This window comes from Microbacterium sp. MRS-1 (assembly GCF_000585455.1).
GTDB lineage: Bacteria > Actinomycetota > Actinomycetes > Actinomycetales > Microbacteriaceae > Microbacterium > Microbacterium laevaniformans.
Window position 1 is genome coordinate 1 of the sequence record NZ_JAUF01000080.1, and the last position, 13,485, is coordinate 13,485.

The window sequence follows — 13,485 nt, forward strand, 5'->3', positions numbered from 1 at the left end:
TCTCGCGACACACCTCAAGGATCGCCCACCCGCCCCACAACAGCATTTAGCAACACGGCCTAGTGCGAGCGACCGGCGCGCTACTGGAAGAGGTCGGTGAGCCGATTGAGAACGCGACCATCGTGCACGGCCTCGCGCCGCAGTGGAAGGGAGCGCTTCAGCGAGCATTCGCGAGCGGTGGAGCGCCAGACATCTTCGTGAAGACCGCGTCACTGGTCACCGGTTACGTCAACGGCAAGGCGGTGCCGGAGGAGCGAAATGACGCACGCCGCACCCTCATCATCGACCTCGATGCGCTCCTCGACGACCAAGGCAGCTTCACGGCACGCGCCGTGACCCGCTTGCACGAACTCGCACATGGCATCGGCGCCTATCGGACCATCATCCGGACGCATGCCTGGTTCGAAATGCCGCCTGCGCGCTTCATCACCGAGATGCTGGTCCCCGGCCAGTATGCAGAAGTCATCAAGGAAGGCGACGGTCGCGCGTTCGCAGACGCCGTCGCAGCGACATCGCACTACCGCCGGTCGCTGGCTGACGATGTGGTCACTCTCCGCGGCTGGGACGATGAGTTCTGGGCAGATTTCGACAGCCGCGCGTGGATGCTCGGGGCGCCCATACTTGAAGTCGAACTCGAAAGCGGGGAGTGACATGTCCGCTGTCGCCTTCGTAGAGCTGTGCGAGCGCGCTCAGGAACACGGAGAACACGCCGTCGCATATCGCGCGTTCCTCACCCTCGCCGCAGACCTCTCCCAGGCGTCGAATGAGGAGCTGGAGGAGCTTGTCGTAGACGCACCAGAGGTCACTGGCCGCTGGAAGGATGCGGTTGCTGCGCTCATCGAGCACCGATTTGCCGCGCGACGTATACCGCTACCGGCATGGGTCGAATCGTGCGACGGGCAGCCAGATGACCCCTGGGAGCCGCAGCGAGCCAAGCGCGCCCTCCGGTTCCCCGTGAACCTCAATGAGGTAGCCGAACCCTTCCTGCGCCGCGGCATCCTCATCGAAGCGAATGAGCTGGAGACCGGGAAGCGCGGCTGATGCACACGCTCCTCGTCATCGACGATGGCGCGTTCTTCGCCGACACGCAGCGCGACTACTCGCCGCTGGACCGCTGGGAACGCGCGGTAGTTGACGAGGCAGGCGGGTGGGATGGCAGCGCGCCGGTCTACCGACGTGCGCTCGCATCCTGGCGTGCCCGGCTGATGGAAGTGCTCGCACTGCTCCGCCCCGATGTCATCGCCGTCACGCAGCAGCCCTCGTTCGCGCCCCGCAGAGCCGCGGCCAGAGTGATGTCAGCCCTTCCTCACCGACGTGTGGTGACCGCGATGCTCCCGGTCGCCGACGGCGGTGTTGGGGCGCTCGCCTACGCGGTGGGCCAACTAGCTGGTGAACCCTTCGCGCGCGTTGTCATCGTCTCCGGCCAGCGGGGGACCGGTGACCTCGACACGCTCCGCTCAGAGGTCGCTTGGCGCTGCGGTGTGACACCGCTCATCGTGAACGCGGGGCGCCTTGGCCTGCTGGCAAGAGATGTCGAGAACCTCGCTGCGTCGGTAAACCCGACATTGCCTCAGAAACGGGCGCAGGACGCGCTGTGCGCGCTCCTCGCAGCCGAAACGGCGCTCGACGCGCAGTCGGCGGGGTAGAGGCTCCCAGGCGCTCACAGAGGCGCTGAGCGGAAGCCATTTCGAACGCGTCTACGACCAGCTTGACGCGCGCGTTCACTCATGCTAGTAGCCCTGTGCTAAGCTAGTCCTAGACAGGGTAACCAATAATCGTCTCACTGACGGGTAGCGGTTGTCAAGTCAGAAACAAAGAACACCGACTGGTCCACCAAACCAGTCACCACCCCGAACCGGCCGGAAGGCCCAAACAGAAAGCAACGCAAATGTCCTTCACCCTCGCAACCCCATACGAAGCCCGCGTAGACCTCACGCAGCTCACCGACGCCGAACTGCTCGAAGAGTACGGCGTCTTCACCGGCGAGTTCGCCGAAATGGTCACCCCAGGCCGTGAACGCAGTGAACGCTACGGCAAGCGCGAAGACTCCTACGCGAAGAACATCAAGTTCCAGCTCTGGCTCCGCTGCTACGACCCCGCCTACCGTGCCGCCCTCGCGCACCCCAGCATCTTCACGGAAAGCGAGGCCGAAATCGCCGCTGAAGCCGCCATGGACTACATCCTCGACTTCGAGAACACTGACGGCCTTTGGGCGTCGTGCAAGCGCGGACTGAGCCTCGCAAAAATCGCGGCCGGACTTGCGACAAAGGAGCGCGCACTCGATGAAGTGCACCGCGGTACCGTCGCGAAGAGTGCCGGTGCTCGCACCGACCTCGGCAAGCCGGTCCCGGCAGCAAACCGTCGCATCTACGCCACCGACCCGCACGGGTACGGCTTCGACGCTGCTCGCAGCATCTCCGCAGACGGCCTGTCCTACGACCTGACCGCCGTCGAAGATGCCATTGACCAGGAGCGCTTCGGAGCGCTCACTGAGACCGAAGCGGCCGTCGAATGGCTTGTCGAGACAGCGATGGCAGCCGGTGTGACCCGTGACGAAGCGCTCACCTGGGTGCACACCACAGGCCTCACTGACGAAGTCCAGCAGTACATCGACCTCGTCATTGAAACAGGAGCACACGAGGAAGCCGGGCGTCTTGCCGACCAGCGCCGGTTCCCGCTGGAAGACATTGCTGCGCTGACAGGCGACAGCCTTGCCACCGTGAAGCGCCGCATCAAGAAGACTCGCGACGCGGTCTACTCGGACTGCACTATCACCGGCTCGCTTCGCTCCGGAAGCGTTGGCACCCGCCGTGCCGAAGTGAATGGCAAGACCCTCGCGTTTGCGCTCACCACCTCACTGAAGGCACACGCGCAGCAGGCCGGTCAGACCCTCACCAAGGCGCTCGTCCGGGCGGTACCGAACGCGTTCTTCGCGGACTACATCGCTGAGTACATGGCTGACGGCACTGTCGCGGCTGACATCGACCCGGCACTCATCGTCGAGATGCGCGCCGCAGCCGAGGCGGTCGCGGCGTGAACGGGCCATTCGCAGGCTGGACGCCTGAAAACCAGACGTTTGAGAGGAGCATCCTCGGCTGGAGGTCGCACGAGGGCGCAGAATATCTGCTTGACCGATTCAATGCTTACCCGTACCCCGACACCGAGAAAGTGCTGAGCGCGAGCGGCATCTCACTCGTCGAGGCATACAAGCGCGGAATCCGATACATCGACAACGTCACCCTGCCCAAGCACAAGCTTCCGGTGCTCGGAGGAGGGTTCAGCACGAAGGGAATCCCAGCCTCCAGCAGCTACGGCCTCGTCTTTCCGCATTTCTCACTGGACGGGCGACGCTCGTTGCAGTTCCGCCCCTTCGTTCCGTACGTAACGAAGTTCATGAAGGCGGACGACAAGGCACGTAAGTACGACTGGGAACGCGACGCCGGAAACGGACTCTCCATCGGCTACAACGCTGCGCTCCGGCTCGCCGACGGCACCGCGCATCGCCTCGTCATCGTGGAAGGGACGAAGCAGGCTATCGCAGCCGACATCTACGCGCCCGCCGACGTTGCGGTGGTCGGCATCGCAGGCATCTGGAACGGCCAGTTCACCAACGAAGACGGCGAGCGAGAACTGCTCGGCGACCTCGCGAAGCTCGCCGGTCAGTTCTCTGACATCACCGTCGTCCCCGACGGAGATGTGAAGACCAAGCCTCACGTGTGGGACGGCGCCTCGCTGCTCTGCGAGCTGCTGTACGACGCGGCGTGCGCCGACCTAACCGAAGAGATGGGCGGAGCCGACCTGGACACGTCCGTCCGGCTCATGCGCCAGGCCACCGAGCGTGCACCGAAGGTTGCTGCGCTCCCCACCGCCGAGGGCATCGACGACATCCTCGGGCGTACCGAAGAGACCGAGCGCGTCGCCCTCATGGCGTCACTGCTCGACAACGCTGACGAACTGCCGGAGCGTCCATACGACGCAGAGGGTGACGAAGCGGCACGAGAGTCTCGTGAGGAGTCTCGCTGGGACCGTCTGAACGCTCACCTGGACGCCTCCGCGTTCGTGGAGCTGGTCTACGGCGGCGGACTTGGCGGCGAGACCATCGAGCTACCCGAAGGCACCCTAACGGTCGGCCGGTTCAACCGCGGCGATGGTCCCGAGTTCGTGAAGACAGCGGACGCTGCGGTCGCGGCGCGGCTCGGCATCCAGGTAGGCAAGTGCGCAACAAGCGCATCGCTCCTCATCGGGGCTGTCGGCGGTAAGGCGGCGTGGAACGTTCTCGGCAAGTTCGACGGTATGCCTGCCGCGCTCGTCGAATGGCTCGACGAGAACGCAGACCGGCTGAAAGCGGCCGCAGCCGAGCTGTCCGGACGCAAGCCGAAGCCGGATGCGCTCCGGCGCATCCTCGTCGCGACCGGTGGCGACATCGACAAAGCACTCACCCTCATCAAGGAGGCACAAGCCAAGGAGACGAACAAGTGACCACGATGGACGACGAGCTGCGCGCGCTGCTGGAGAAGGCCGCGAAGGACATCAAGAAGGAAAGCGACGCGGTCGCGAAGCGTGCTCTCACACCAGTCGTGGACTGGGAGAAGGCCATCATCGGCACCTCTAGCGAACTCGGAGTCACGCCCGTCGCTCAGTTCGCTGCGCGCATCGTCGAGACCGTCGAAGTCCGCGACGACCTCAACGACCCCGAAGACGAAAAGGTCGAACTGCTCCACCAGCTCGAAGTTGTCACGCAGTCGGTCGAGGACAACCCGCAGCGCACGGTCCACGTCATTCGGGGCACAGTGAACGACGACGACCTCGGCAAGCCCGAGCGCTGGCTGAAGCGGTTCGGTGCCGAAGTGAAGTCGGCGGGCGACAACCGCGAGGGCCGGTTCACCGACGAGGCAATCGGCCGTGCCATCAGCGCTCACGCACGGAAGAGCCGTCGCCGCGTACAGCGGGCGCTCCTACGGACCGGGTGGGTCGAAATCGACGGGAAGTGGCACTACGTCAGCCACCACAACGCCATCACCGCGACGGGCAACACAGATGCCGCGACAAGCCGACTCAACGCGAATCGGCAGCTCCGCTTCGTCGCGCCGGAAGGCGACGACGCGCGCCAGCGAGCCATCGCCGGATTCAAGTACGTCACGGCAGCACTGGAAACACCTGACCAGTTCAACAAGGGCGGACACAAGAACCGCACCCCTGGTGTGGCGACCCTCGGAGCAATCTGCTGGACGTTGGCGGGCTTCCTCACCGAGCACGGCGTGCTCGTCTACACGGACATGTCTGCCGGTAAGAGCACCTGGCTCCGGCCCCTCGTGCGTTCGATGATGTCCGGCTACGCCATGCTCCCATCCGGTTCGACCGGCACGCTGATTGGCGATGCATACCGGAGCCTCCACCAGGCGCCGCTCATCATCGACGACGTGAGCCGCGAACAGTCGAACAAGAAAGAGGAGCTGAGCGTCGAACAGGGCATCGACCGTCTCGCTCGTGTCGCATACGACGGCCCAGAAGCCGCGGCCCGTGGCCGAATGGAACGCTCGGGCATCGGTGGCTCGTACGAACAGGGTGTCGTAGACAAGGCACACCCGACCTTCGTCATGGCCGGTGAGCGCATCCCGCAGTCCGGTTCGCTCTCCGGCATCAGCCGCCTCTTCGGCGCACCGTTCCGCGGCGTCAATAAGGCGATGGCGGAGGACAAGGACTCCATCGGTCACCTCTCGGACTTCTGGGGCTACTTCATTCAGGAAGTAGCGAAGCGTCGTGACAACGACCTCGACAGGTTCACTGCGGACTGGCAGCTCGCAGTCGAAACGCGCGCCGCTGACAACGCTGCGAAGTACGGCCCGCGATTCGGTTCCGAGAACGAAGTGAAGCGTCGCAGTCGGCTGCTCGCGGTCATTCAAACCGGCTACGAGCTTGCAGCAGACATCCTCGGCATCGGCGGCGAAGGGTGGCTCGCGGGCGACCTCGCGCTACTTGAAGAGGCGGCGGTCGAGTACACCTCAGACACCAAGGTTCGACGCGACGACGGTACTGAAAACGTCCTGGAACTGCTGCGCTCGAAGGTCGCTACTGACAGCCGCTTCGCGACAACGGGACCGCGGCTGTCCGAAGTTCAGAGCGCGAACGTCATTGCGCGGTTCAACACCATCAAGGTTGAGGGCGGCACGCTCGATGTCGTGCACATCGTGCCGAGCGTTGCAATCCAGGCGCTCGGGTGGGAGCCGGGCGCGGTAGCAAACGAGCGCCTGGAGAAAGCGCTGAAGAGCTGCTTCGTGAGTGGCGCCGCGGCGAAGCAGCGCGTTTCGTCGGGCACCGCACCAATCAAGGTGCACACGATTCCTCTGGCGCTGTGGGGTAGTGAAGCGGACCTCGAAGAAGAACCGGCCGAATCGGTCGAAGTCTTCTGAGCGAGGACGACTGAGGGGACGGGGCCGACGGGCTTCGTCCCCTCAGTCGTTGTAGCCGCGTGTAGCCAGGCTGGCTACAGCTCTGGCTACAGCGGAAACCGCGTGATTCCGCGGCAAAACTGCCCTCTGTAGCCTGTAGCCAGAGAAAAGTGGAAAACCTTGATTGAAACGGGTACGAAAGTCCCTACCTGCGATTTCGAAGGCAAGCTTCCCCAGAGCGGCTACACGGCTACAAGGCCTGTTCTACCGCGGAATCACGCGGTTTCCGCTGTAGCCAGCCTGGCTACACGGCCTGGCTACACGCGGCTACACACCCGATAGCATCGGCCCGTGGATATCCCTGAAGGCTTCACAGGTCTCACCGAGACCATCTGCTTCGACCACATCATCGACGATGCGTTAGCGGACTTGGTGCGCGACGACGTAGATGACAGCGAGTGCGATTACTGCGGACGGAAGGCGAAGCGGGACGAGCCGCCGTTCGCTGTCTCTATGGATGTCGTGGGGCGGCATGTGTTCGAAGCCGCGACATGGCTATATCACGACCACGGTGGCCTTTACCCGGACGACTGGAACCCCAGCTACGACACCGGGGAAGTCATAGACGACTGCACATCCAGGGCGTTCGATGCCTCGGTCATAGAGGCGGTGAATGCGCACATCACGGACGCCATCGCAACGCCGAACTACTGGATGGAATCGGGGCTGCGCGACGAGTTCCTGTTCTCCTGGGAGGGCTTCGCAGAGACGGTGAAGCACCAGTCGCGATTCGTCTACGTCGGTGCCCGTGAGCGGGAGGGGCGGCGAAACGAGCCACCGGCCCGCGTGTCCCGGTTCCTGGACGGGCTGGCCGCGTACGTGCAGGACGACATGCTGACAGTCATCGAGCCGGGGGAGAAGCTATACCGCGCTCGGATGGCTGAGGACGGGTTCTCACTGCGCCGTGATGCCCGAGATGACCCCGCTAAGCACCTCGGACCAGCACCGGCAGGCAAGGCCTCCGCCGGACGCCTGAATCCAGAAGGCGTCGGCCTCTTCTACGGAGCGACCACTCGTGAAGTTGCAGTGAAGGAGACGGCGCTCCATAGCCTCTACGATGACGCGGTCGTTGGCGGATTCACTGCTCAGCGTCAGCTCACGATTCTGGACTTCACGAAGTCACCAGCGCTGCCGAGCATCTTCGCTCCGCACTTACGTCGTCAGTTCCTCTTCGCTCGATTTGCCGATGACTTCGAGGAGCGTCTAACGCAGTCGGTGAGGCTCACGGGTGAGGAGCGCGTGGAATACGTCGTGACGCAAATCATCGGTGAATACTTCCGGTGGGCACCCGAGAAGAAGCTCGACGGCATCGCGTGGAAGAGCCACCTCCTCGACGATGGCGAGGAGGGGAAGAACGTGCTCGTGTGGGCGAGTGCCGATGATGTGCGCTCTGACCCGCCACCGAAGGGCGACCCTGCTGATTCGGAACTGTGGCGCCGCACTTATGGCACGCCGTCGCCGACTCTGACGTTGTCGGACAGGGACGTATCGGTGCATCGCGCGAAGCGCTCTGTCACGGTGAGTCCTCCGATTCTGCCTGGCGATGACGACCCGGACCCGCTGTTCTTGGACGTGCCGTCGGGCGATTGAGCCGAATCTGAGAACCTCTCCGCAACCTAAGACAGAGGGGGATTGAGGGCGTTCGATTCTGACACCACACCCCATCACCTGATTCGCCCGCGGCACCGGATAGCCGAGCACCTTGAATGCTGCTCGTACGGCACCGCACCCTCCGCAACTATCCGCGCCTCCGGCACGGGGAAGGGGGTGGCGAGCAATGTCCACACTCACAGAACAGACCACGCAGGGCTTCACCGCCCCCGTGGCGGTCACCGTCGAAAGCTACGAGCCGCTCGTCACCGACGACGACAAGCTCCGCGCCGCGGGGCACAACCCGAAGGACTTCGAAATCGAGACGCATGTCTCGGTGACCCGGAAGGCCGACGGCAAGTACACCTATAAGTTCCGCATGCGCACTCGCGGCATCTCGCTGCCGACCCTCATGGCGATGTCGAAGGAGCGCGTGAAGCCGCCGCTGAAGCAGGCGACCGGCTACAAGCGCGCCGTCGTCATCGCCCTCGCAGACCTCCAGCTCGGGAAGGTCGGCGGACGGGGCGGTACTGAGGAGGCGCTCGCTCGTATCGAACGGTTCCTCCAGAAGCTGCTGAAGCGCCTACGCCGCCGCAAGCCAACTCTCATCCTGCTGCTCGATGTCGGTGACGGGTTGGAGGGCTTCGAGGCCGGTGGGAACCCGATGGGGACCAACGACCTATCCCTGCCTCAGCAGCTCGACGCCTACGCCGCCGTCCTTTACCGCTGGGTGTGCGAGTTGGCACGTATCTCGCCGGTCATCGTGGCTATCGTCCCGTCGAATCACGCGGCCTGGCGCAACGGGAAGCAGACCCTCGGTAACCCGTCCGATGACTTCGGTATCCATGTCCACCGTCAGGTGCAGCGTGCCGTCGAAGCCCACGGGCTGCCTGTCACTTGGGTCTACCCGGACGGTGACTACGAAGAGACGCTGACCATCGACGTGTACGGCACGATTGTCGGCCTCATGCACGGTCATCAGGTCGGTCCTGGCCCGACCGCCGCAGTCGATTTCTGGCAGAAGCAGACGTTCGGCGAGCAGCCGCTCGCAGCCGCAGATGTCGTCGTGATGGGGCACTACCACCACTTCTGGGCGCTTGACGTGAGCGAACGCCGCAGCATGTTCTGCGCACCGACGCTCGACAACGGCTCCGACTGGTTCCGTCTGAAGGGCGGTCGTGAGACGAAGCCCGGTCTGCTCGTTCTCGAAATCGACGAGAACGGCCTGAACGAGGAAGAGATTGCCGTCCTACGTGACGACTTCACCCTCGCTGCATGACCCCGACGGCGGGCACGTGATTCGCTCCGTGCCCGCCGTCGTCCAACGGAAGGAGCCGTGATGGGTACGCCTCCTGAGTTCCATCTCACGCCTGCGTCAGCAGAGTCCGGAGCGTCACCTGAGACGGTCTACGCGGCTGTGAGGCGGTCGTTCGCTGACGATGCGGCTGTGTACCTCGCCGACCTTCATGTAGCCGTGGACGGCCGCGTGGTGCGCATCTCGGGTGTGGATGTCGCGGCAGGGACCGCTGCGTTGTTCGCTCCGCTCGCGCGCCTGCTCCTGGAGTTGGACGCGGACGTTGTGGACATCGACCTGGAAGTCATCACGCTCACGCTTCGGGCGTGAGTACGGCCGTCTTCGGGTGGCGCCGCGGGCTAGTGGCACAGCGGAAGCGCACCGGTTTGCGGAACCGGCGGTCGCGGGTTCGAATCCCGCCTAGCCCACTGCCCCGTGCCGGGGTTCGCCGGATGTCCCGGCACCTGACGAAAGGACAGCATCATGCTTCTCGAAGAGACCATCGAAGAGACCACCACAACCATCACCGAAGACGGTGACCACGACCGTTTCGCCCACTACTTCCGCCGCGCGGACCTGGACGCTGCCTTCCTGGAAGGCGCGGTCATCACAGCCATCTGCGGCAAGCAGGACACGCCGACGCGGGACTTCACCAAGTACCCCGTCTGCCCGACCTGCAAGGACATCTACGAAGGCTTGCCGCAGGGCGACTGAAGTCGGAAGGAGCGAACATGAATGCATCGCTGAACATCACCTACCTCACTGCCACCGTCGGAGTGGACGACATCACCTCGCAGCCAGTGAGCGTGTCTCTCCACGACAACGTGCTCGTCGCAGGACGCACCGGAAGCGGAGTGTCCAACACCGTGAACAACTTGCTGGCGGACGTGGCGGGCAAGCCCCTCGTCGAACTGCTTGGTATTGACCCGTTCAACGAACTTCGTGACTGGGCGCCACGGTTCACGACACTCGCGTCCGCCGACGCTGACATCAGCGCGCTGCTTGTCTCCATCGTGCAGCGAATGCAGCACCGCAAGGCAGAGCTGCACAGCGCGCGCGCCGTGCGTCTCGGCTTCGACAGCACTCTCGAACCGAGCGGAGAGATGCCTCTGGTCGTGCTCGTGATTCGGGAACTTCCCGACCCGACACTGGCTGACAAGGTACTTCTCCGAGAGATTCTGAGAACGGGACGTGCTCTCGGCATTCGCGTCGTGATGGCCGGTCAGTGTGCATTCAACCTCCGGGGTGAAGAGCGGAACAACTTCGGCACGGTCGTCGTTCACGCAACCCGCAATGCCGCACAGACGCAGTTCCTCCTTGGGCCTGCCGCGGCTTCAGCTCCGGCGGAGCTGCTGAACGTGAACGACCCGGCTCACCGTGGCCTCGGTTACGCCGTCACCCATGGCGCCGTCTCGAAGTTCCGTTCGCCGTACTTCCCGACTGGTCTCATCGCTCGCATCGCGAAGGCGACTAGTCCGCTCGTACCGCAAGCACTCATGTGAGCGGTCGCAGCGCGCCGTCCGGGGTGGCTGTTCTCCGGAACGGTTCGGGTTCGATACCCGCTGCTGCACTTCTGCCTGGCCGACGTTGAGCATGCGTTGGCTGGGAAGCCGTCGAGTCCTTTCTGCTCGGCGCGCTCCGCTGTCGCGGGAGTGGGTAAACAGCGACACGAAAGGAGCCTCCGACCGGGGACACGAGAACCGGTCGGAGGCTTCTCCACGAGAGTGGGTAACTGCCTGTAGGCGGCGGCGGCGGCGTAAGAGCGGAGATTCACGCAGTGAATCGGAGCGACCAGTGAGCGTAGCGAACGGGGGAGTCAGGGGAACGTGAGTGACCCTGGTTCAGGTGTTCATAGAGAACATCGAGATGCCCTCGCATCGACCATGTCGTACCGGTGATTTTGCACCCGCACTCACGCCCGACAAACGCTCCATCTGGTGATGCGTAACGCTCACTAGTTGCCCGCGTTCTGACACCTCTATGTGTCCACGATTCCTGACGTTCACGGCAACGCCGTTCACGCCCTTGAACTCGCTGTAGCGGCGCAGCCGCGGAACGCGAGTTCTTCGACCTGTTCACGTCCCGCTGTTCATCCTGTCCCCGTCACGCTTCGCTGACGGTTGGGCATCCGTGGGTGGCAGGGGTTCGTGAACCCCCAACTACTAGCCTTCCCCGAAATCACTGCCTTCGGCGTGATTTCGGTAGGCAGATGAGGATTCATGATGCCTACACCGGTGTTCACCGCCGCGTATGACAAGGTCAAGGACCGCGACTCGTACATGTCGATGCTCGGCACACTGCTCCCGCAGTGGGAGTCCGAGACGGACGCGCTGCGTAACTCGATTCGTGACACTCCTGGCGTCCACGCTGAACTCGTGCGTCTCGCTAACGATGATGCTCGTTGGGTTCGTGCTGTTGCATCGTCCCGTTCTCATCGCGCTGCTCGTTCATCTCTTCCCGCGGCGGTCGCGATTGCGGAGAGCGCTGTGCGCATCATCCGACCCGCGACGCAGGCGCAACTCGACGCACTCCCTCGCATCGACAAGGATGACCCCGACTCCGGCCCACATCCGGACGCGCTGTTGAAGTGTCGTCTCGTCTCCGCGTTCGTGTTGCAGCAGCAGCTCGAACACTTCGGAACCAACGTCTACCCGCACATCTACATGTCCAACGCCGCGCCGTTGTTCATGGTCGGCCGCGACACGGTTCGCGAGTGGTTCCAGTGGGCGACGGATGCGCGCTTCCTGCACCAGTCACAAGCGCCCGCGGCGCGCATGCCGGGGCGCTGGAACGTCCGCAAGCTCGACGAGCACGACGCCCCGTTGACACCTGAAGAGTCGCTGCTGGCTGAGGCCCTGGTCGCTGGTGACATGTCGCATCCGGCGGCGTTGCTGTTGCTGAACTCGACGCACGCCGCGTGGTCGCAGAAGAAGCGCTCGATGAAGGGGTTCCGCGACTGGTGGGCTGCGTTGTGTGTCGCAGCGAACCGCCCGACCTCGGAGGTGTCGAAGTCTGACGAACGCCGAGCCGCGCAGCTCAACATCCGAACGCTCGACGACATTGAAGCGCTTGTCACACCGGAGGGTCGCGCTCGCTACGACGCGCGTCAGGCGCAGCGCGCTGAGGAGCGCGAAGCATCGAACGCCTGGTTTGCCAGTATCGGCGAGAAGAACACGGATGCCTGGACCATCATCCGTGAACGGCTCGACTGGTCGGAGTGCACGGAGGAGACGCTGCTCGATTGGACGCGGGAGGCGCTGACGCGGCTGTCCGCTGCGAACGAGCGCGCTTGGGCTTCCGGCGACGGTCCGCGGGCGGACGCTCGTGCGGTCGCGGTCCGCGATTCGCTGACGTGGCGCATTCGGGAGAAGTTCAAGCTGGCCCCGGACCTCGCTGCCGCGCTCCGTGCGCTGCACGTGTCGGCGCTGACTCGCGCTGAACGGAACCTGCGCGATGTCCTCGGCTGGGGCACGGTGTCCGCTGACCAGCTCATCGACAAGGCGCAGGAGACGGTTCTTCGCCTCGTGTCGGCGCCGGACGACCTGGCGGCGGACATCCGCCGCACTCTCATCGACGCGATTCCGCGCCGGTACCCACATGACGCTTCCGCTGTGGCGGAGGCACTCACCATTCTGAAAGGAGCGGCCTGATGGACGCTGAAATCTACCTGCCTGAGGCCGCTGCGGCGCTCGGGCGCTCACCTGAGTCTGTGCGTCGCGACGCTCGCCTTTACGGCAAGCTCCGTGACCGTCGCGGCGATGCCCCTGTCGAAGTGAAGGTCTCCGGCGGCGGCATCGGCCGTCACTACCGACTGGACCGCGGCTCGATGAAGCGGTTCCGCCGTTTGCTGTTCCTGGAGCGTGAAGCGCCGGAGCTGAGCGACGCGGCGTCCCGGCAGACGCTCGGTCTCGCCATCTACCTGCTGGGTGAGATGTGGCTGGCTATCGGCGAGGTCGGTGTGCTTCGTGAGGTTGCGGCTGCGCGGCCTGACCTGTGCTCGGTCTACGAGACCGGGGCCGACAATCGCGTGGAGGTCGTCGTCAACGGCGACGGGCGCACGCTTCGTGAGGCGGTGAGCGAGGCATGGCGTCCCTGATTCTCGGGGGCGCCTGCCTGGCGCTGCTTGTTCCGATGTTCATTTTCACTGTCCTG

Annotated in this window: 13 protein-coding genes and 1 tRNA gene; all 14 read left to right on the forward strand. The window is 64.2% G+C overall.

What is annotated here, in order from left to right; all coding sequences use genetic code 11:
• Positions 1-62 precede the first annotated feature (62 nt).
• Positions 63-650 carry a hypothetical protein gene (locus AS96_RS12565; RefSeq protein ID WP_036290331.1) on the forward strand — a complete coding sequence of 196 codons (588 nt, stop codon included), beginning with the start codon at positions 63-65 and terminating at the stop codon, positions 648-650.
• A 1-nt stretch (position 651) separates the two neighbouring features.
• On the forward strand, positions 652-1,041 hold the full coding sequence (locus tag AS96_RS14775) for a hypothetical protein (RefSeq protein WP_051498881.1): 390 nt from the start codon (positions 652-654) through the stop codon (positions 1,039-1,041).
• On the forward strand, positions 1,041-1,646 hold the full coding sequence (locus AS96_RS12575; protein ID WP_036290334.1) for a hypothetical protein: 606 nt from the start codon (positions 1,041-1,043) through the stop codon (positions 1,644-1,646). Before AS96_RS14775 ends, AS96_RS12575 begins: the two co-directional genes overlap by 1 nt.
• Positions 1,647-1,888: 242 nt before the next feature.
• Positions 1,889-3,037 (forward strand): hypothetical protein, encoded by a 1,149-nt coding sequence (locus tag AS96_RS12580; protein WP_036290337.1) that lies wholly within the window; start codon positions 1,889-1,891, stop codon positions 3,035-3,037.
• Between the two features lie 131 nt (positions 3,038-3,168).
• Positions 3,169-4,479, forward strand: coding sequence for a DUF3854 domain-containing protein (locus AS96_RS12585; protein WP_036290339.1), 1,311 nt, complete (start codon positions 3,169-3,171; stop codon positions 4,477-4,479).
• On the forward strand, positions 4,476-6,410 hold the full coding sequence (locus AS96_RS12590; RefSeq protein ID WP_036290342.1) for a hypothetical protein: 1,935 nt from the start codon (positions 4,476-4,478) through the stop codon (positions 6,408-6,410). The genes AS96_RS12585 and AS96_RS12590 overlap by 4 nt, the downstream gene beginning before the upstream one ends.
• Before the next feature lie 330 nt (positions 6,411-6,740).
• A complete protein-coding gene (locus tag AS96_RS12595) occupies positions 6,741-8,039 on the forward strand; it encodes an RES domain-containing protein (RefSeq protein ID WP_036290346.1) in 1,299 nt (432 codons plus the stop codon).
• A 187-nt stretch (positions 8,040-8,226) separates the two neighbouring features.
• Positions 8,227-9,318: a hypothetical protein gene (locus tag AS96_RS12600; protein WP_051498882.1), complete on the forward strand. Its 1,092-nt coding sequence runs from the start codon at positions 8,227-8,229 to the stop codon at positions 9,316-9,318.
• Between the two features lie 168 nt (positions 9,319-9,486).
• Entirely contained in the window at positions 9,487-9,663 is a 177-nt protein-coding gene (locus AS96_RS15330) for a hypothetical protein (protein ID WP_155947584.1), read from the forward strand.
• A gap of 26 nt (positions 9,664-9,689) precedes the next feature.
• A tRNA-Arg gene (locus AS96_RS12605) sits at positions 9,690-9,761 on the forward strand.
• Positions 9,762-9,816: 55 nt separating this feature from the next.
• Positions 9,817-10,047: a DUF3039 domain-containing protein gene (locus tag AS96_RS12610; protein ID WP_036290349.1), complete on the forward strand. Its 231-nt coding sequence runs from the start codon at positions 9,817-9,819 to the stop codon at positions 10,045-10,047.
• A 17-nt stretch (positions 10,048-10,064) separates the two neighbouring features.
• The gene (locus tag AS96_RS12615) at positions 10,065-10,835 is read left to right on the forward strand and encodes an FtsK/SpoIIIE domain-containing protein (RefSeq protein ID WP_036290352.1); all 771 of its coding nucleotides are present in this window, start codon (positions 10,065-10,067) and stop codon (positions 10,833-10,835) included.
• A gap of 720 nt (positions 10,836-11,555) precedes the next feature.
• Entirely contained in the window at positions 11,556-12,983 is a 1,428-nt protein-coding gene (locus tag AS96_RS12620) for a hypothetical protein (protein ID WP_155947585.1), read from the forward strand.
• Positions 12,983-13,429, forward strand: coding sequence for a hypothetical protein (locus tag AS96_RS12625; RefSeq protein ID WP_036290357.1), 447 nt, complete (start codon positions 12,983-12,985; stop codon positions 13,427-13,429). The genes AS96_RS12620 and AS96_RS12625 overlap by 1 nt, the downstream gene beginning before the upstream one ends.
• The last annotated feature ends 56 nt before the right edge of the window (positions 13,430-13,485 follow it).

What these genes read in the sequence shown, in the direction of transcription:
- AS96_RS14775 (WP_051498881.1), top strand. Translation starts at nt 652, where the DNA reads ATGTCCGCTGTCGCCTTCGTAGAGCTGTGCGAGCGCGCTCAGGAACAC.
- AS96_RS12575 (WP_036290334.1), top strand. Translation starts at nt 1,041, where the DNA reads ATGCACACGCTCCTCGTCATCGACGATGGCGCGTTCTTCGCCGACACG.
- AS96_RS12580 (WP_036290337.1), top strand. Translation starts at nt 1,889, where the DNA reads ATGTCCTTCACCCTCGCAACCCCATACGAAGCCCGCGTAGACCTCACG.
- AS96_RS12600 (WP_051498882.1), top strand. Translation starts at nt 8,227, where the DNA reads ATGTCCACACTCACAGAACAGACCACGCAGGGCTTCACCGCCCCCGTG.
- AS96_RS12610 (WP_036290349.1), top strand. Translation starts at nt 9,817, where the DNA reads ATGCTTCTCGAAGAGACCATCGAAGAGACCACCACAACCATCACCGAA.
- AS96_RS12615 (WP_036290352.1), top strand. Translation starts at nt 10,065, where the DNA reads ATGAATGCATCGCTGAACATCACCTACCTCACTGCCACCGTCGGAGTG.
- AS96_RS12620 (WP_155947585.1), top strand. Translation starts at nt 11,556, where the DNA reads ATGCCTACACCGGTGTTCACCGCCGCGTATGACAAGGTCAAGGACCGC.
- AS96_RS12625 (WP_036290357.1), top strand. Translation starts at nt 12,983, where the DNA reads ATGGACGCTGAAATCTACCTGCCTGAGGCCGCTGCGGCGCTCGGGCGC.